Below are 19,684 nucleotides of genomic sequence, written 5' to 3'. Positions count from 1 at the left end.
CGGTGTAGACCCCAGATAGATTTTTCCTAATCCTTCTGGCTCTCGCCGTAAAAAGCATCTCTACTTTGTTTGGTAGGGAAGAGTAAAACAGGGGAATCCGATAATCGGTATCCCCATTAAACCAGGAGTAACACCCATGGCTTTAAATCTTCAAGGCAAAAAAGCAATAGTTGCTGAAGTCAACGAAGCAGCCAATGGTGCTCTATCTGCAGTTGTTGCAGATTCTCGTGGTGTAACAGTTGGCGCAATTACTGCCCTTCGTAAAGAAGCTCGTGCAAACGGTGTGTGGATGAAAGTTGTCCGTAACACTTTAGCAAAACGTGCTCTTGAAGGAACAGATTTTGAGTGTCTTTCTGATTCATTTGTTGGTCCAAGCTTAATCGCTTTCTCATCAGAGCACCCAGGTGCTGCTGCGCGTATCTTTTCAGATTTCGCGAAAAAGAATGAGAAATTCGAGATAAAAACGGCCGCTTTTGAAGGAAATGTTGTTAATGCAGCAATGCTTGCTACATTACCTACATACGATGAAGCTGTTGCACGCTTAATGAGTGCTATGAAAGAAGCGTCTGCTGGCAAATTGTGTAAAACAATTGAAGCAGTACGTCTACAGAAAGAAGAGCAAGCTGCTTAATTTTAAGCTGTTTAATCACTTTCGGTGTAAAATTTATTTGGACGTAATGTCCGTTAATTATTAGGAAATTTGTAATGTCTGTATCTAAAGACCAAATCCTTGACGCAATTGCTGAAATGTCAGTAATGGACGTTGTTGCTCTTATCGAAGCAATGGAAGAAAAATTCGGCGTAACTGCTGCAGCTGCAATGGTAGCTGGTCCAGCTGCTGAAGCTGCTGAAGAGAAAACAGAATTTGACGTAATCCTTACTGGCGCTGGCGCTAACAAGGTTTCTGCAATCAAAGCTGTTCGTAGCGCAACTGGCCTTGGCCTTAAAGAAGCGAAAGCTCTTGTTGAAGCTGCTCCTACACCTGTTAAAGAAGGTGTATCTAAAGAAGAAGCTGAAGCACTTGCAAAAGATCTTACTGAAGCTGGTGCTGAAGTTGAGGTTAAGTAATTTAGCTTTTGCTAAGTTCGCTGCCTGAGAAATCAGGCAAGGGCTGGTGATTATTTAATCACCGGCCTTTTTGCGCTATAGAGTGATCCACTCTTTTAGTTCAAATAAAATCTGATTTTTTCTTTACTTTCAACGCTTTATAGTTTGCTAGTGTTAAAGTGGGATCTAATTAGAACAACAGTTAAATGTTGTAAAAATCTTGGCATAGCTGCCAGTTAAGTCTGTTCTTACAAGAACAGGTCGGGTCAAAGATCAGCAAGCTGAGGAACCCCATGGCTTACTCTTATTCTGAAAAGAAACGTATCCGTAAGGATTTTGGTAAACGTCCACAAGTTTTGGATATACCTTTTTTACTGTCTACACAGTTAGAATCGTTTAAAAAATTCTTAGTGCCGGACGCTGATGGCGATCATGGTTTGGAAGCTGCCTTCCGTTCTGTGTTCCCTATTAAAAGCTACTCGGGAAATTCTGAGCTTCAATACGTAAGTTATCGTATTGGTGAGCCAGTTTTCGATGTAAAAGAATGTCAAATTCGCGGTGTGACTTATTCTGCTCCACTTCGCGTGAAACTGCGTCTTGTTGTTATGGACAAAGAAGCTCCAGGCACAGTTAAAGACATTAAAGAGCAAGAAGTTTACATGGGCGAAATTCCGCTCATGACCGATACCGGTACCTTTGTAATCAATGGTACAGAGCGTGTTATCGTTTCTCAGCTACACCGTAGCCCTGGTGTATTCTTTGATAACGACCGCGGTAAAACTCATTCATCAGGTAAAGTATTATATAACGCACGCGTTATTCCTTACCGTGGTTCATGGTTAGACTTCGAATTTGATGCAAAAGATAACTTATATGTACGTATTGACCGTCGTCGTAAATTACCGGCGTCTATCATCCTACGTGCACTTGAGTACTCTAGTGAAGACATCCTAGAAATCTTCTTCGACAACACGACGTTTGAAGTAGCTGACGGTAAAGTTCTTATGGAACTTGTGCCTTCGCGTTTACGTGGTGAAACTGCCGCTTTTGATATCAAGAGCGAAGACGGTGAAGTATTTGTTGAAAGCGGTCGTCGTGTTACGGCTCGCCACATCAAGAGCATCGAGAAGAAAGGCATTAACCGCCTAGAAGTACCTCATGAGTACATTATTGGCCGTATTATAGCTAAAAACTACGTTGACGAGTCAACGGGTGAAGTTATAGCAAGCGCGAATGATGAACTAACTCTTGAGCTAATGGCTGAATTGGTTAAAGCTGGTTACACTAAAATTGATACGTTATATATCAATGAAGTGGACAGCGGTGCTTACATGTCAAATACATTGAATATTGACTCTTCAAGCAGCCGTTTAGAAGCACTAGTAGAAATTTATCGCATGATGCGCCCAGGCGAGCCACCGACGAAAGACGCGGCTGAAGCCTTATTCCAGAACTTATTCTTCTCTGAAGAGCGTTATGACTTATCTACTGTAGGTCGTATGAAGTTCAATAGCCGTGTTGGTTACGATACAGACACAGGCCCAGGCACATTAAGCAAAGAAGACATCGTGTCTGTTATGAAAGTATTAATTGCTATTCGTAATGGTCAAGGCGATGTTGATGATATCGATCACTTAGGCAACCGTCGTATACGTAGTGTTGGCGAAATGGCTGAGAATCAATTCCGTGTTGGTCTAGTACGTGTAGAGCGTGCTGTACGTGAGCGTTTAAGCTTAGGTGACCTTGACGCAATAATGCCACAAGATCTTATTAACGCTAAGCCTATTTCGGCTGCTGTTAAAGAGTTCTTCGGCTCGTCTCAGTTATCACAGTTTATGGACCAAAATAACCCACTATCAGAAGTTACGCACAAACGTCGTATTTCTGCATTAGGTCCGGGCGGTCTAACTCGTGAACGTGCAGGCTTTGAAGTACGTGACGTTCACGTAACTCACTATGGTCGCGTATGTCCAATCGAGACTCCTGAGGGTCCAAACATCGGTCTAATTAACTCATTGTCTACGTACGCACGTACAAATGACTACGGTTTCTTAGAAACACCTTACCGTAAAGTGGTAGACGGTGTTGTAACTGATGAAGTTGATTACCTATCAGCCATTGAAGAAGGTCAGTTTGTTATCGCACAGGCGAATTCAAACTTAACTGAAACCAATGAGTTTGTAGATGAACTTATTCCATGTCGTCACAAAGGTGAATCTACCTTTATGGGTCGTATGGATCAGCAATATATGGATGTATCACCACAACAGGTGATCTCTGTAGCGGCAGCACTTATCCCGTTCCTAGAACACGATGATGCTAACCGTGCATTGATGGGTTCAAACATGCAACGTCAAGCAGTACCAACATTGAAAGCGGATAAGCCGTTAGTAGGTACAGGTATTGAGTTAACATTAGCGAAAGATTCTGGTGTTACTATCGTTGCAAAACGTGGTGGTGAAGTAATGTATGCTGACGCAAGTCGCATCGTTGTAAACGTACATGAAGAAGAACGCGTTCCTGGCGAAGCGGGCATCGACATTTACAACTTAACCAAATACACACGTTCGAACCAAAATACATGTATTAACCAAAAACCAACTTGTATGGTTGGCGAACCGGTTACTCGTGGTGACGTGTTAGCAGATGGTCCTTCGACTGACTTAGGTGACTTAGCCCTTGGTCAAAACCTTCGCGTGGCATTCATGCCATGGAACGGTTATAACTTCGAAGATTCAATCTTACTATCAGAGCGCGTAGTTGAAGAAGATCGTCTAACGACTATCCATATTCAAGAACTACAGTGTGTTGCCCGTGATACTAAATTAGGTCCTGAAGAGATCACTGCAGATATCCCGAACGTGGGTGAATCTGCACTAGGCAAGCTTGATGAGTCAGGTGTTGTTTATATTGGTGCTGAAGTTAAAGGCGGCGATATTCTAGTAGGTAAAGTGACTCCTAAAGGCGAGACACAGCTGACACCTGAAGAGAAGCTTCTACGAGCTATCTTCGGCGAAAAAGCGTCTGACGTTAAAGACAGCTCTTTACGTGTACCAAATTCTGTAACTGGTACTGTAATTGACGTACAAGTCTTCACCCGTGATGGTGTTGAAAAAGACAAACGTGCGTTAGAAGTTGAAGATATGCAGCTTCGCGAAGCGAAGAAAGACTTCAACGAAGAGTTCCGTATTTTAGAAGCTGGCGTTTTAGGACGTGCTCGCAAGTTACTTGTTGATGCAGGCTTCGAAGAAGACAAACTAACGTCACTGAATGCTGAAAAACTACTTACTCAAAGCCTTGCACAAGAAGATAAGCAGGCTGAACTTGAGCAACTAGCTGCACAGTACGATGAGCTTAAAGCTGAATACGATAAAAAGTTTGAAAATAAACGTCGTAAAATTACCCAAGGTGATGACTTAGCACCAGGCGTACTTAAGATTGTTAAAGTATACCTTGCTGTTAAACGTCGTATTCAACCAGGTGATAAAATGGCGGGTCGTCATGGTAACAAAGGTGTTATCTCGACTATCGTACCAGTAGAAGATATGCCTTACGATGATAAAGGTCGTACGGTAGATATCGTATTGAATCCACTAGGTGTACCATCACGTATGAACATCGGTCAGATCCTTGAAACTCATATGGGTCTAGCTGCACGTGGTATCGGTGAACGTATTGAAGAAATGATGAAAGAGCAACGTGAGCTTCATGAGCTACGTGAATTCATCAAGCAAGCCTACGAAATTGGTGAATCTCGCCAAGTAGTAGATATTGCTAGCTTCACTGATGACGAAATTCGTCGTCTAGCTGAAAACTTAAAAGGTGGTTTACCAATTGCTACTCCTGCATTTGATGGCGCGAAAGAAAGCGAAATCAAAGACATGCTTGAGCTTGGTGGATATCCTCGAAGTGGTCAGGTTACACTTTATGATGGCCGTACTGGCGATCAGTTTGAACGTCAAGTAACTGTAGGTTACATGTACATGCTTAAACTTAACCACTTGGTTGATGATAAGATGCACGCACGTTCTACTGGTTCTTACAGCCTTGTTACTCAGCAGCCGCTGGGTGGTAAAGCACAGTTCGGTGGCCAGCGTTTTGGTGAGATGGAAGTATGGGCACTTGAAGCTTACGGTGCTGCTTACACTCTACAAGAAATGCTAACAGTGAAATCGGATGACGTGAACGGTCGTACTAAGATGTATAAAAACATCGTTGATGGTAACCATAAAATGGAACCAGGTATGCCAGAATCGTTCAACGTATTGTTGAAAGAAATCCGCTCACTGGGTATCAACATCGAGTTGGAAGAAAATTAAGCCAATTAGGTGCTGCAGTTAACGCTGCAGCATCTGTTACGGCTGAATAGAATGTAGGGACGAGATTACCCGTCCTCAAGATTAACTCCGACAGGAGAGCTAAGGTGAAAGACTTACTTAAGTTTCTGAAGCAACAAAATAAGACCGAAGAATTCGATGCAATTCGCATTGGTCTTGCTTCACCAGACATGGTTCGTTCATGGTCATACGGTGAAGTAAAGAAACCTGAGACTATTAACTACCGTACTTTCAAGCCTGAGCGCGATGGCTTATTCTGTGCCCGTATTTTCGGCCCAGTGAAAGATTATGAGTGTTTATGTGGTAAATATAAACGCCTTAAACACCGTGGTGTGATCTGTGAGAAGTGTGGCGTTGAAGTTACACTAACTAAAGTGCGACGCGATCGTATGGGTCATATTGACCTTGCGAGCCCAGTTGCACATATATGGTTTTTAAAATCATTACCGTCACGTATTGGCTTAATGCTTGATATGACGCTTCGTGATATTGAACGTGTTCTTTACTTCGAATCATTCGTAGTGACTGAACCTGGTATGACAACGCTTGAGCGTGGTCAACTATTAGGTGAAGAAGAATACCTAGATGCACTAGAAGAGCACGGTGATGAGTTTGAAGCGAAGATGGGTGCTGAAGCAGTTTTAGACTTGCTTCGTGAACTTGATCTTGCTCAATTAATTGCTGAGATGCGTGAAGAGTTACCAACAATTAACTCTGAAACTAAGCGTAAAAAAATCACTAAACGTCTTAAGTTAATGGAATCGTTCCACCAATCAGGTAATAACCCTGAGTGGATGATCATGACAGTACTTCCAGTATTGCCACCTGATCTACGTCCATTAGTACCATTAGACGGTGGTCGTTTTGCGACATCTGATCTAAATGACCTTTACCGTCGTGTTATTAACCGTAATAACCGTCTTAAACGTCTACTAGATTTAGCAGCACCAGACATTATTGTACGCAACGAAAAACGTATGTTACAAGAAGCGGTAGATGCGCTACTTGATAACGGTCGTCGTGGTCGTGCAATTACAGGTTCTAACAAACGTCCTCTTAAATCTCTTGCTGATATGATCAAGGGTAAGCAAGGTCGTTTCCGTCAGAACTTACTTGGTAAGCGTGTAGATTATTCAGGCCGTTCTGTAATTACAGTAGGTCCTACACTTAAGCTTCACCAATGTGGTCTTCCTAAGAAGATGGCACTTGAGCTATTCAAACCATTCATCTATGGCAAACTAGAGCGTCGCGGCATGGCTACGACGATCAAAGCAGCTAAGAAAATGGTAGAACGTGAAGTTCCGGAAGTATGGGATGTACTTGACGAAGTAATTCGTGAACATCCGGTATTACTTAACCGTGCACCAACACTTCACCGTTTGGGTATCCAAGCGTTTGAGCCTGTGCTTATCGAAGGTAAAGCGATTCATTTGCATCCATTAGTATGTGCGGCGTACAACGCCGATTTCGATGGTGACCAAATGGCGGTACACGTACCGTTAACAATCGAAGCGCAGCTTGAAGCTCGTGCATTGATGATGTCAACAAACAACATTCTATCTCCTGCGAATGGTGAGCCAATCATCGTTCCTTCACAGGATGTTGTATTGGGTCTTTATTACATGACTCGTGACCGCATTAACGCTAAAGGCGAAGGCGCGATATTTAAAGATCCAAAAGAAGCAGAAAAAGCATACCGCAGTGGCAATGCAGACCTTCACGCAATCGTGAAAGTACGTATTAGCCAATCAGTTAAAAACGAAGATGGTGTAGTAGAAGATACTATTACTGTTATCGATACAACTGTCGGTCGTGCAATTTTGTCTCTAATTTTACCAACTGGTATGCCGTTTGCGTCAATCAATCAGCCGCTTGGTAAAAAGCAGATTTCTAGCTTATTGAATGAGTGTTACCGTCGTCTAGGCCTTAAAGACACGGTTGTGTTTGCTGACCAAGTTATGTACACCGGTTTCCATTATGCAATGAAGTCAGGTGTTTCTATCGGTATTGATGACTTAGTTATCCCACCGGTTAAAGCACAGATAATTGAATCAGCTGAAGCTGAAGTTACTGAAATCAACCAACAATTCCAATCAGGTCTTGTAACGGCTGGTGAAAAGTACAACAAAGTTATTGATATCTGGTCACGTGTAAACGAAAACTTATCACGTGAAATGATGTCTAACTTGTCGAAAGACACAGTTATCAATGCAAAGGGTGAAGAAGTAGAGCAACCGTCATTTAACTCAGTGTTTATGATGGCCGACTCAGGTGCTCGTGGTAGTGCTGCACAGATTCGTCAGTTGGCGGGTATGCGTGGTCTAATGGCACGTCCAGATGGTTCAATCATCGAGACTCCAATCACAGCTAACTTCCGTGAAGGTCTAAACGTACTTCAGTACTTCATCTCAACGCATGGTGCGCGTAAAGGTCTTGCCGATACAGCACTTAAAACAGCAAACTCGGGTTACCTAACGCGTCGTCTAGTAGACGTTGCACAAGATTTGGTAATCAATGAAGATGACTGTGGCACAGAAGATGGCTTAACAATGAAACCGCTTATTGAAGGTGGTGATGTTGTAGAAGCGCTTCGCGAACGTGTTTTAGGTCGTGTTGTTGCTGAAGATATTGTAATTCCAGGTACTAATACAGTGCTTGTTGAACGTAATATCATGCTAGACGAAAAACTGTGTGATCTTTTAGAAGAGCATTCAGTAGATGAAGTTCGCGTACGTTCTGTTATCACTTGTGATAATGACTTTGGTGTTTGTGCTAACTGTTACGGTCGTGACCTAGCACGTGGTCATATCATAAACGCTGGTGAATCAGTAGGTGTTATCGCAGCACAGTCAATCGGTGAGCCAGGTACACAGCTTACGATGCGTACCTTCCACATCGGTGGTGCAGCATCTAGAGCGTCTGCAGAAAATAATGTACAAGTTAAAACTAACGGTACGTTAAAACTGCATAACTCTAAATATGTATTAAATACAGACGATAAGATTGTTATTACTTCGCGTTCAACGGAAATTACTATCATCGATAGCCATGGCCGTGAGAAAGAGCGTTATAAAGTACCTTACGGTGCGGTATTAACAGTTAAAGATAATGCAGAAGTTCAAGGTAACGACATCGTTGCTACTTGGGACCCGCATAGTCACCCAATCGTTCTTGAGCATAAATCAAAAGTATCGTTCAGCGATATTGATGACTCAAATACTGAAGCACAGACTGATGAACTAACTGGTTTAACCCGTGTAGTTGTTAAAGACCTTGCTAAAGTAAATACGAAAGAACCAAAGCTTATCATCGAAAGTGAAGAGCGCGGCTTGCAAGAAACACGTCTTCCTTCATTCACAACGATTGAAGTAATTGACGGCGTTACAGCAAACCCAGGTGACGTGTTAGCACGTATTCCGCAAGAAGGTTCGAAAACTCGTGATATCACGGGTGGTCTACCACGCGTAGCCGACTTATTTGAAGCTCGTAAGCCAAAAGATCCAGCTATATTAGCTGAAGTAACTGGTACAATTAGCTTCGGTAAAGAGACTAAAGGTAAGAAGCGTTTAGTTATTACTCCACCAGAAGGTGATCATTACGAAGAAATGATTCACAAGTGGCGTCAACTTAACGTGTTTGAAGGTGAGCAAGTGTCTAAAGGTGAAGTTATCGCCGATGGTCCTGAATCACCACATGACATCTTACGCTTACGTGGTGTGACTCATGTTGCTAACTACATCGTTAACGAAGTGCAAGAGGTTTACCGTTTGCAAGGCGTTAAGATCAATGACAAGCACATTGAAACAATTATCCGTCAAATGTTGCGTAAATGTACCATTATACACGGTGGTGATACTGACTTTTTAGCTGGTGAACAAATCGAAGTGGCGCGCGTTAATATCGCAAACCGTGACCTTGAAAAACAAGGTAAGATCCCAGCTAAGTTTGAAATCCAATTAATGGGTATCACAAAAGCATCACTAGCAACAGAATCTTTCATCTCTGCAGCGTCTTTCCAAGAGACAACACGTGTTCTTACAGATGCGGCAGTGAATGGTAAGAGCGATGAGCTTCGCGGTCTTAAAGAAAACGTAATTGTGGGTCGTTTGATCCCAGCCGGTACCGGTTTTGCGTATCATCAAGAACGTATGGCTCGCCGTAAACAAAGCAAAGTAGTCGTAGAAGAGCAAACAGTAAGTGCAGAAGAGGCAACTCAAGCACTTACAGACGCTCTAAATGCTGATTTGTCTGGAAATCAATAAACTGTTCTTAATCAATAGATTAAGTAATCGTAAGGCAGTTATATGCTGTCTTACGATTAGTTTAGGTTGACAGGTTAAACTTTGCTCATTAAAATTCCGCCACCCATTTACTTGTGTGCTTAATGCAGGCTCGTAAATAAAGGGCGGATTTTTTATTTTTTTCAGTAGTAATTTTAATTTCAGGAGCTATTTAAATGGCAACTATTAACCAGCTAGTGCGTAAGCCACGCCGTAGCAAGGTTACGAAAAGTAACTCAGCTGCACTAAAAGCGTGTCCGCAAAAGCGCGGTGTATGTACTCGCGTATATACAACTACACCTAAGAAACCAAACTCGGCGTTACGTAAAGTAGCACGTGTACGTTTAACTAACGGTTTCGAAGTAACTTCATACATTGGCGGTGAAGGTCATAACCTTCAAGAGCATAGTGTAATCCTAATCCGTGGTGGTCGTGTTAAAGATTTACCAGGTGTGCGTTTTCACACTGTTCGTGGTGCACTTGACTGTGCAGGCGTTAGCGATCGTCGTCAAGCTCGTTCTAAATACGGTGCAAAACGCCCTAAAGGGTAATTGTATTCCGTTAGTAAGGCCAAGCACTAAATATTTATAATTATTGTTTTGGGTGATTGACTCGAAAGAGCAAACCTGAATAAACCGGAGATACAAAATGCCTAGAAGACGCGTAATCGGTCAACGTAAAATTCTTCCAGATCCTAAGTTCGGATCGGAACTTCTTGCTAAATTCGTTAACATCGTGATGTTAGACGGCAAGAAATCTACTGCTGAAAAAATTGTTTATGGTGCGCTAGACGTGGCTGCTGAGAAATCAGGCAAGTCGCACCTAGAAATCTTTGAAACTGCACTTGATAACATCCGCCCACAGGTAGAGGTTAAATCTCGCCGTGTTGGTGGTTCAACTTATCAAGTACCAGTTGAAGTACGTCCAGTTCGTCGTAACGCATTAGGTATGCGTTGGTTAGTAGACGCTGCACGTAAGCGTGGCGAAAAATCTATGGGCTTACGTTTAGCTCAAGAAATCGTTGACGCTTCTGATAATAAAGGCACTGCGGTTAAGAAACGTGAAGACGTTCACCGTATGGCTGAAGCGAATAAAGCATTCGCTCATTACCGTTGGTAATCTGTCTTTAACCTTTAAGAGGATCATATGGCACGTACAACTCCACTTGAGCGCTATCGTAATATAGGTATTGTTGCTCACGTAGATGCAGGCAAAACCACCACAACAGAACGTGTTCTGTTCTACACGGGTCTTTCTCATAAGATCGGTGAAGTACATGATGGCGCTGCAACTATGGATTGGATGGAGCAGGAACAAGAGCGTGGTATCACAATCACTTCTGCTGCAACAACGTGTTTTTGGAAAGGGATGGATGCTCAGTTTGACGCCCATCGTATCAATATTATTGATACTCCAGGACACGTAGATTTCACTATCGAAGTAGAGCGTTCTTTACGCGTACTAGATGGTGCGGTAGTTGTTCTTTGTGCTTCATCTGGTGTACAGCCGCAAACTGAGACAGTTTGGCGTCAAGCGAACAAATACGAAGTTCCGAGAATGATCTTCGTAAATAAAATGGATCGCACGGGCGCTGACTTCTTAGCTGTGGTTAGCCAGGTGAAATCTCGTCTTGGAGCAACGCCTGTTCCAATTCAGTTGCCTGTAGGCGCTGAGGACGACTTTAAAGGTGTTATTGACCTTATAAAAATGAAAGTGATTAACTGGAACGAAGCGGACCAGGGTATGACTTTCTCTTATGAGGCAATACCGGCAGAGCTTCTGGAATTGGCTGAAGAATGGCGCTCTCATTTAGTTGAAAGCGCTGCTGAAGCCTCAGAAGAACTAATGGATAAATACTTAGAAGGTGAAGAGTTAAGTGAAGCAGAAATTAAAAATGCTTTACGTCAACGAACATTAGCTAATGAGATTGTTCCAGTTACTTGTGGTAGCGCATTTAAAAACAAAGGCGTTCAAGCTGTGCTTGATGGCGTTGTTGAATATATGCCGTCACCAGAACAAGTGAAACAAATCCAAGGTATCTTAGAAAATGGTACTGAGGAAGAACGTCCGGCTAATGATAAAGCGCCGTTTGCTGCACTCGCTTTTAAGATTGCAACAGACCCGTTTGTTGGGACCTTGACCTTTTTCCGTGTTTACTCTGGTACTGTTAAACAGGGTGACACGGTATATAATCCAGTAAAAAGTAAGCGTGAGCGACTTGGCCGTATCGTACAGATGCATTCAAACTCTCGTGAAGAGATCAAAGAAGTTTTCGCAGGCGACATCGCGGCAGCTATTGGTCTTAAAGACGTAACAACAGGTGAAACACTGTGTGATCCGAATTCTATTATTACGCTTGAGCGTATGGAATTCCCTGAACCAGTAATCTCTATTGCGGTTGAGCCTCGCACTATAGCTGACCAAGATAAGATGGGTATCGCGCTAGGAAAACTAGCTGCTGAAGACCCTTCTTTTCGCGTACAAACTGACGAAGAATCAGGCCAGGTTATAATCTCTGGCATGGGTGAACTTCACCTAGATATCATCGTCGACCGTATGAAACGTGAATTCAGTGTTGAATGTAACGTTGGTAAGCCGCAGGTCTCATACCGAGAAGCTATTCGTTCAACTGTTAAAGTTGAAGGGAAGTTTATACGTCAGTCAGGTGGTCGTGGCCAATATGGACACGTTTGGATTAAACTTGAACCGATGGATATTACGGATGATGAGTCACCAATTTACGAGTTCGTTAACGAAACCGTAGGTGGTTCTGTTCCTAAAGAGTTCGTCCCTGCGGTAGACAAAGGTATCCAAGAGCAAATGTCTCAAGGTGTACTGGCAGGCTACCCATTACTTGGCGTTAAAGCGACTTTATATGATGGTTCATTCCATGATGTAGATTCGAATGAAATGGCATTTAAAATAGCAGGTTCACTGGCAATGAGAGATGGGGCGCTTAAAGCTAACCCTGTACTTTTAGAGCCAGTAATGAAGGTTGAAGTACTCACTCCTGATTCAAATATGGGTGATGTAGTTGGCGACTTAAACCGTCGTCGCGGCATAATCGAAGGCATGGAAGATGCATTAGGTGGGCTTAAGCAAATTAATGCGCAGGTTCCTCTTTCTGAAATGTTTGGTTATGCGACTGCTTTACGATCTGCGACTCAGGGCCGTGCCTCATACTCTATGGAGTTTGTGAAGTACGCTGAAGCCTCTAAAAATGTTGCAGATACAATAATTTCAGCTCGCGCTGTTATATAATTTTAGCTTGTCTGGCTCAATAGTGAGTCAGGCTTTAATTTCTTTATTAGGAATTTTTTAAGATGGCAAAAGAAAAGTTTGAACGCGTAAAACCGCACGTAAACGTTGGTACAATCGGCCACGTTGACCACGGTAAAACTACACTAACTGCAGCAATCACTAACGTACTTGCAAAAGTATACGGCGGTGTTGCTAAAGATTTCGCATCAATCGACAACGCTCCTGAAGAGCGCGAACGTGGTATCACTATTTCAACGTCTCACGTTGAATACGATACTCCTTCACGTCACTACGCACACGTAGATTGTCCTGGTCACGCCGATTATGTTAAAAACATGATCACTGGTGCTGCTCAAATGGACGGCGCGATCTTAGTAGTTGCTGCGACAGATGGCCCTATGCCACAAACACGTGAGCACATCCTTCTTTCTCGTCAAGTTGGCGTTCCTTACATCATCGTGTTCATGAACAAATGTGACATGGTAGATGACGAAGAGCTACTTGAACTAGTAGAAATGGAAGTTCGTGAACTTCTTTCAGAATACGATTTCCCAGGTGATGACTTACCTCTAATCGCTGGTTCTGCGCTTAAAGCGTTAGAAGGCGAGAAAGAGTGGGAAGATAAGATTGTTGAGCTTGCAAACGCACTTGATTCTTACATCCCAGAGCCAGAGCGTGACATCGATAAGCCTTTCATCATGCCTATCGAAGACGTTTTCTCAATCCAGGGTCGTGGTACTGTTGTAACTGGTCGTGTTGAAGCTGGTATCATCCGCATCAATGACGAAGTAGAAATTGTTGGTATCAATGATACAACTCGTTCTACTTGTACTGGTGTTGAAATGTTCCGTAAGCTTCTTGACGAAGGTCGTGCTGGCGAAAACATCGGCGCACTTCTACGTGGTACTAAGCGTGAAGACGTTGAACGTGGTCAAGTACTAGCTAAGCCTGGTTCAATCAACCCACATACTACATTCACTTCAGAAGTATACGTACTTTCTAAAGATGAAGGTGGTCGTCATACTCCATTCTTCAAAGGTTACCGTCCACAGTTCTACTTCCGTACAACTGACGTAACTGGTGACGTACAGTTACCAGATGGCGTAGAAATGGTAATGCCTGGTGATAACATCAAGATGACAGTAACTCTAATCGCACCAATCGCGATGGATGAAGGTCTTCGTTTTGCTATCCGTGAAGGTGGCCGTACTGTAGGTGCTGGTGTTGTAGCAACTATCGTAGCGTAATAATTAGCTTTAAAGTTAATTGTTATAAAAAGGTCACTTAGGTGGCCTTTTTTAATGCCTGAAGAAAAGTGTCATATGAAGGTGGCGCTCTTACCTTAGGCGTAGGTACTTTGTAGCAACGGTCAAAGCGTAATAATTAGCTTAAAAGTTAATTGTTATAAAAAGGTCACTTAGGTGGCCTTTTTTAATGCCTGAAGAAAAGTGTCATATGAAGGTGGCGCTCTTACCCTAGGCGTAGGTGCTTTGTAGCAACGTTCAAAGCGTAATAATTAGCTTTAAAGTTAATTGTTATAAAAAGGTCACTCAGGTGGCCTTTTTTAATGCCTGAAGAAAAGTGTCATATGATGGTGGCGCTCTAGCCTTAGGCGTAGTTGCTTTGTAGCAACGTTCAAAGCGTAATTATTAGCCTAGCTAATTATTACCAAAAAGCCCGAGCTTAGTTTCGGGCTTTTTAATGTCTAAAATAAAGTGTTATATAAAAGCGGTATTCCTACTTTTGTTCCAGAGTGGCTTTTATTTAAATATTTACCTCCTAACACAGCTACATAAAATACAAAAAATTAATTACTAATCTAGCCGATAGATTTGAGTCTTGATAAAGTAAAATTAGAGCCAGTTAAGGGGAATATTTATGTTGAACCAAACTCTATTTAGCGCCGAGCAAGTGAGAGACAATGAAGCTTTAGCTGCTAAAAATAGTCATTGTGATTTATTTACCCTAATGCAGCGTGCAGGAGAGGCTGTATATAAGCAATGGCAGTTATTTGATGCGCAGCATACATTAGTCATTGTTGGCCATGGTAACAATGCTGGAGACGGTTACGTTGTAGCTAGGCTTATTATGCAATCAGGTAAAAAGGTAACAGTATGCGCTGCTGAACCTGATAAGACATTAAACGGTGATGCTGCAAAAGCGCAGCAGCTATGGATAGAAGCGGGTGGGGTGGTTTCTCATTTTACAAAAGATGCTCTTAATGAGTGCGATATCGTTATTGATGCGCTCCTTGGTACTGGGCTTAATAGCGCCGTACGCGATAATTTTGCGAATATAATTAACGCTGTAAATAACAGTGGTAAGCCCGTAATAAGCATTGATATTCCATCGGGCATTGAAGCAAATACAGGACAGCCTTTAGGGTGCGCAGTACAAGCGACTTCAACCGTTACTTTTGTAGGTATAAAGCAAGGGCTCACAACGACGGCAGGTAAACAATATAGCGGTAAGTTAGTTTTTGATGATTTAGCAATTGGCGATGCGTTTACTTGTATAGCTCAATCATCAGGTACCTTGATAAATATTAATAGCTTTAAAGGAATTGCCACGCGGGCAATCAATAGTCACAAAGGCAGCCATGGCAAGCTTTTATGTGTTGGTGGCAATCAAGGTACTGCAGGTGCAATTAGGTTAAGTAGTGAAGCTGCCCTTAGAGCCGGTGCTGGCATGGTAAGAGTGTATACACACGAAAGCTCAATAACGCCTATTAGTATTGGCATACCAGAACTTATGGTAAGTAGTAATAACTTACATCAAGCGCTAGAGTGGGCAAGCTGCGTTGTTATTGGCCCAGGGCTTGGGCAAGACGAGTGGGCACAACAAACATTCGATGAAGTAATGCAATATTGCCAAAACAATAAAATGCCATTGGTTATAGATGCAGATGCCCTTAATTTACTGGCTAAGCAAGCTTCATCATACACGTTAGAGCAATGCGTACTTACTCCACATCCCGGCGAAGCTTCGCGACTGCTAAGTGTTAGCACCAGCGAAATCGAATCTGATCGTTTTAATTATGCTCGCCTTTGCGCTAAACGCAATAACGCGACTTGTGTATTAAAAGGCGCAGGAACATTAATAGATAATGCCCAGCACACGTGGGTATGTGATGATGGCAACCCAGCACTGGCCGTTGGCGGCAGTGGCGATGTACTCACTGGTATTATTGGGGCATTGCTTGCTCAAGGTTTAACTATTGATGAAGCAGCACGTTATGGTGTAACACTGCACGCTAAAGCCGGTGATATCGCAAGTGAGCGAGACGGGCAAAGGGGAATGCTACCCAGTGATTTATTCCCAATTGTAAGAGAGTTAGTTAATAAAGTGACGTGAGTTTAAGCGTCACTTTACATAACTAATTATTAAGCTGCAGTAAATCCCATTTTGTACCATATAGGTCTTCAAAAACCACTACGGTGCCATAGGGTTCTACTCTAGGCTCTTCGTTAAATGTAACGCCTTTAGAAAGCATTAAATTATAATCTCTCCAAAAGTCATCGGTATGCAAAAATAAAAACACGCGACCACCCGTTTGATTACCAATAGCACTCATCTGTTCGGGTGTTTTGGCTTTAGCAAGCAGTAGATTAGTCCTGCTCGAATTAGTCCCATTTGAACTAGCCCCGTTTGAATTTGGAGGTGAAATTAACACCCAGCGTTTACCATCTCCTAAATCAGTATCCTCCACTAACTCAAAATTGAGCTTTTGAGTATAAAACTCGATGGCATCGTCGTAGTCCTTAATAACTAATGCAATGCTGCCGATATGCTGTTGAACGTTAGTCATGTTTAGCTCACTCCGTACTATTAAATAAATGTGCCTCTACAATACTACTTGACTACTTCACCTGTGTTAAAAAGAAAGTGCAAAGGAGGGGGATTCTATAGTGCCTACAAGCGAGCAGTATAATAGATTCAATGTCTAATGCTACAGCACTTAACTGTTTGAAGTGTTCGGTTGCTTCGCATTCACTTTCCAAGGCTTTTAAAAAAACTTCTTCTCCCTCAATTATTTCAGAATTTACAGATAAAACCCCACCATGCCTAAAAGTATTCGAATAAAAGTGCTCTTCAGAATCACCCAGAGGGTACCAAACCTGAAAGTTACAATGAGATAAATGAGTTTTTTTATCTCTTGAACTTTTTTATAAATATCTCTAAATGCATTTTTAGCTGCATAGGCTGCAATAATAGGGAATAGAATGCTTCCTTGTGTGACTTCTTCTAGGTAGCTTTTATCAGAGCTTTTAGGATGCTGAATAATCTCATAGTATTCGCTTAAATTATTTGGATACATTCCGTTAGATTTAAATTGATGGTCAATTGAATGAATCATGTTTAATAGCCATGGATATATTGAATCATTGGACGATTCTATTTATACTCAAAAACAAAATAGCAAGGAAGATATCAATAGCTTGTTCGTCTTTATAAGGAGTCATTAAAAGAGGATTATTATTGATAAGTTGAATAATAATATCTTGTTGCTTTCGTATCCCTTCCATTAACGATTCAGTCTCTAGAAAATATTCTTTAGATAAATATGAATATGACCAAAGACCATGAATAGCAACCCTTCCCAAAATATCAAATAATTTAATATTAACATCAATCGAGTTATGGCTATTTATAGAGCTAGATAAAGCATACAGGTTGCCTACATGTGGGTGAACCACTTTTTGTAGGTATTCATCACTGAGTTGATGGTACAAGTTAATTATTGAGTTTAAGGTGCTTTCTATGTTTTTTTCTACGTTCTTTTTTCCTGCAAAGTATGGGGTGGCGACTTTCCATGCTCGTAACAATGAAAATTCACAAGCGCAATAAATACTTTCTAAATTATCTTCATCACGAGACCACGCATATAAAATCCAAAGAGAAATTGAGAGCTGTCTTAGAGCCCTTAAAACTTCTTTAGGCTCTTCACATTCAATATTTGTTAATGATATTGCGAGTTTTTTAAAGTAATTAAATGATTCATCTGGTTCATTTAATATAGCTAGGGATTTCCTCAAATATTTACGAGACTCTTTTGGTAATAATTCATCACGTAGGAAATAGTCTTCAATGTGATTTGCAAGAACTTCCCGTTCCACTCCTCAAATGAAACTCTATCTGTAGTTTTGAGCTCTTCATATTTAGATACATTGAGACGCACACTCTCTTTAACATCACCACCAAAACATAAGCAAATAACTATTGGGTATTTATTATATTTAGGTGGTAAATGACCGTTGATATACACCTCAATAATTTCATCTAAAGATGGTTTTAAGTCTTGAACAGCATCACCAGCCCAATCCTTTCTGCCCAAGTCTCCTGATTTTACTGAGAACAGATAAACCTTTTTTCTTTTCCATCAATACTACCAAAAGCGGCTACATCAACCCCATATTGTCGCCCTCCAACATCAGGTTTAGAGAAAACATCTAACCCCATTTGTGATAATAAATCTGGTAGCAATGCATCTAGTTCTTTTCTTTCTTTCAAGTTCGCGAGGTATTCTCTAATAATTAACTTCATTCCGTGCAACCCTCTGTTTTAAAGCTCCATAATTTATTATCGATTCCATGTGGATCTAACACTTGTAAAGATGGGAACTCAAATGACGTTTTTAACTGAGCTAATGGTGCTTCTTGCCTATGACGTGAATTATTCATGCCATGCATAGTATAAATTGAGGTGTTGCCATAAAGCATTACTTGTGGTTTACCAAAGAAGCTAGATAGAAAAGAGTTTTTTGAGCTTTCTTTATAAGCCTTATTAGAATCTTCATTGTATTTTCTTTGATATGCTTCTCGTTGGGTTAATGAAGGTTGTAGCTCCTTAATATCCCAAGCTTTTTCAAGTCCTTTATGATACGTTTTAATACTTTCTAATATGGTGCTGGCTGACTCTTTTTCTGATATTGTTCCATTTTCTAACTTATTACTTAAATATTCATTTACTGAGCCAGAATAGCTAAGTAACAAAGGGTTTAAAATTATTTCATTTATTGATTCAACTTCACTTTTTGATGCGAAATCTATTAATGACAGCATAAAACTGACTGCGCTTATTGGCGACATAAATAACCAGCCACAAGCTTTTTTAGCTAAAAACAAACAAATACCTTCGTTTTCACTACTTAATAAGTCTGCATCTATAGACAGCTCTATATTTTTATCGTAATTTTGCCCGACAATTTCATTTATTGCTTTTCCCAAAACAGCTTTTTTAGACAAAAACCATCTTGTAACTAATGTATTTAAAAACTCATTATTGTTTTTAATTTTATTTAACAGAGAAGAGAATATAGCTATTGAAATAGCGCCTTTACTTTTAATTAAAATTTTCTCTAGAAAAGATATAAGAAGCTCTTCCTTATTAGCCTCCAACAAATGAGATAAGCCATAATCAATTTGCCTAAGTACATCGACATTTGAAGCTGATATTTCACTAAATGCATTAAGAAATACATGAATAGCTGAATCTGGGATATTATTCGTATTAAAGTTAAAATATCGTGATGCTAAAAGTAAGGTTTCTTTAGACGGTTGAGATAAGGCTAATCTAAGTAATCTTGCTAATTCAGAATCTCCAAATTTAGTATTTAAATAGATGTTCATCAGAGTTTCAACAGCAGTTGAATACAGCAGATCTGAATGTCCAAACTTCAAAATTTTTTCTATTTCATTTAATACCTTATCGGTCAAATCTGTATTATTAGAATAATTTATTCTCCCCAATGCAAATAAA

General features: G+C 41.1%; 14 protein-coding genes. 9 read left to right on the top strand and 5 right to left on the bottom strand.

The window, feature by feature from the left end; translation table 11 throughout:
- Positions 1-136: 136 nt before the first annotated feature.
- From rplJ to P4S71_RS07220, 9 genes are all read left to right on the top strand, one after another.
- Complete coding sequence (rplJ, locus tag P4S71_RS07260) at positions 137-631, top strand: 50S ribosomal protein L10 (RefSeq protein ID WP_007378452.1); 495 nt, start codon at positions 137-139, stop codon at positions 629-631.
- 74 nt (positions 632-705) lie between these two features.
- Entirely contained in the window at positions 706-1,068 is a 363-nt protein-coding gene (gene rplL, locus P4S71_RS07255) for a 50S ribosomal protein L7/L12 (protein ID WP_002958882.1), read from the top strand.
- A gap of 272 nt (positions 1,069-1,340) precedes the next feature.
- Positions 1,341-5,366 carry a DNA-directed RNA polymerase subunit beta gene (rpoB, locus tag P4S71_RS07250; protein WP_337150370.1) on the top strand — a complete coding sequence of 1,342 codons (4,026 nt, stop codon included), beginning with the start codon at positions 1,341-1,343 and terminating at the stop codon, positions 5,364-5,366.
- Positions 5,367-5,470: 104 nt separating this feature from the next.
- The gene (gene rpoC, locus P4S71_RS07245; protein ID WP_008133458.1) at positions 5,471-9,646 is read left to right on the top strand and encodes a DNA-directed RNA polymerase subunit beta'; all 4,176 of its coding nucleotides are present in this window, start codon (positions 5,471-5,473) and stop codon (positions 9,644-9,646) included.
- Positions 9,647-9,840: 194 nt separating this feature from the next.
- Positions 9,841-10,215 carry a 30S ribosomal protein S12 gene (gene rpsL / locus P4S71_RS07240; RefSeq protein WP_002958885.1) on the top strand — a complete coding sequence of 125 codons (375 nt, stop codon included), beginning with the start codon at positions 9,841-9,843 and terminating at the stop codon, positions 10,213-10,215.
- A gap of 97 nt (positions 10,216-10,312) precedes the next feature.
- Complete coding sequence (gene rpsG, locus P4S71_RS07235) at positions 10,313-10,783, top strand: 30S ribosomal protein S7 (protein WP_010555004.1); 471 nt, start codon at positions 10,313-10,315, stop codon at positions 10,781-10,783.
- A gap of 27 nt (positions 10,784-10,810) precedes the next feature.
- On the top strand, positions 10,811-12,925 hold the full coding sequence (fusA, locus tag P4S71_RS07230; RefSeq protein WP_008133459.1) for an elongation factor G: 2,115 nt from the start codon (positions 10,811-10,813) through the stop codon (positions 12,923-12,925).
- Between the two features lie 62 nt (positions 12,926-12,987).
- The gene (gene tuf / locus P4S71_RS07225; protein ID WP_008133488.1) at positions 12,988-14,172 is read left to right on the top strand and encodes an elongation factor Tu; all 1,185 of its coding nucleotides are present in this window, start codon (positions 12,988-12,990) and stop codon (positions 14,170-14,172) included.
- Between the two features lie 631 nt (positions 14,173-14,803).
- Positions 14,804-16,279 carry an NAD(P)H-hydrate dehydratase gene (locus P4S71_RS07220; protein WP_337150369.1) on the top strand — a complete coding sequence of 492 codons (1,476 nt, stop codon included), beginning with the start codon at positions 14,804-14,806 and terminating at the stop codon, positions 16,277-16,279.
- A 22-nt stretch (positions 16,280-16,301) separates the two neighbouring features.
- On the opposite strand, the gene P4S71_RS07215 is transcribed toward P4S71_RS07220, so the two are convergent.
- The 5 genes from P4S71_RS07215 to P4S71_RS07195 form a co-directional block, all read right to left on the bottom strand.
- Positions 16,302-16,733, bottom strand: coding sequence for a VOC family protein (locus tag P4S71_RS07215; RefSeq protein ID WP_337150368.1), 432 nt, complete (start codon positions 16,731-16,733; stop codon positions 16,302-16,304).
- Positions 16,734-16,967: 234 nt separating this feature from the next.
- Positions 16,968-17,282: a hypothetical protein gene (locus tag P4S71_RS07210; RefSeq protein WP_337150367.1), complete on the bottom strand. Its 315-nt coding sequence runs from the start codon at positions 17,280-17,282 to the stop codon at positions 16,968-16,970.
- 25 nt (positions 17,283-17,307) lie between these two features.
- Entirely contained in the window at positions 17,308-18,042 is a 735-nt protein-coding gene (locus P4S71_RS07205; RefSeq protein WP_337150366.1) for a hypothetical protein, read from the bottom strand.
- A 229-nt stretch (positions 18,043-18,271) separates the two neighbouring features.
- Positions 18,272-18,469, bottom strand: coding sequence for a hypothetical protein (locus P4S71_RS07200; RefSeq protein WP_337150365.1), 198 nt, complete (start codon positions 18,467-18,469; stop codon positions 18,272-18,274).
- Complete coding sequence (locus P4S71_RS07195) at positions 18,466-19,641, bottom strand: hypothetical protein (protein ID WP_337150364.1); 1,176 nt, start codon at positions 19,639-19,641, stop codon at positions 18,466-18,468. The genes P4S71_RS07200 and P4S71_RS07195 overlap by 4 nt, the downstream gene beginning before the upstream one ends.
- Positions 19,642-19,684 lie beyond the last annotated feature (43 nt).

Source organism: Pseudoalteromonas sp. B62, assembly GCF_037162565.1.
GTDB classification, from domain to species: domain Bacteria; phylum Pseudomonadota; class Gammaproteobacteria; order Enterobacterales; family Alteromonadaceae; genus Pseudoalteromonas; species Pseudoalteromonas fuliginea.
This window is presented reverse-complemented; position numbering and strand designations above follow the sequence as displayed.

Coding starts and splice junctions, on each gene's coding strand:
- rplJ (WP_007378452.1), top strand. CDS start 137: ATGGCTTTAAATCTTCAAGGCAAAAAAGCAATAGTTGCTGAAGTCAAC.
- rplL (WP_002958882.1), top strand. CDS start 706: ATGTCTGTATCTAAAGACCAAATCCTTGACGCAATTGCTGAAATGTCA.
- rpoB (WP_337150370.1), top strand. CDS start 1,341: ATGGCTTACTCTTATTCTGAAAAGAAACGTATCCGTAAGGATTTTGGT.
- rpsL (WP_002958885.1), top strand. CDS start 9,841: ATGGCAACTATTAACCAGCTAGTGCGTAAGCCACGCCGTAGCAAGGTT.
- rpsG (WP_010555004.1), top strand. CDS start 10,313: ATGCCTAGAAGACGCGTAATCGGTCAACGTAAAATTCTTCCAGATCCT.
- fusA (WP_008133459.1), top strand. CDS start 10,811: ATGGCACGTACAACTCCACTTGAGCGCTATCGTAATATAGGTATTGTT.
- tuf (WP_008133488.1), top strand. CDS start 12,988: ATGGCAAAAGAAAAGTTTGAACGCGTAAAACCGCACGTAAACGTTGGT.
- P4S71_RS07220 (WP_337150369.1), top strand. CDS start 14,804: ATGTTGAACCAAACTCTATTTAGCGCCGAGCAAGTGAGAGACAATGAA.
- P4S71_RS07215 (WP_337150368.1), bottom strand. CDS start 16,733: ATGACTAACGTTCAACAGCATATCGGCAGCATTGCATTAGTTATTAAG.
- P4S71_RS07210 (WP_337150367.1), bottom strand. CDS start 17,282: ATGATTCATTCAATTGACCATCAATTTAAATCTAACGGAATGTATCCA.
- P4S71_RS07200 (WP_337150365.1), bottom strand. CDS start 18,469: ATGAAGTTAATTATTAGAGAATACCTCGCGAACTTGAAAGAAAGAAAA.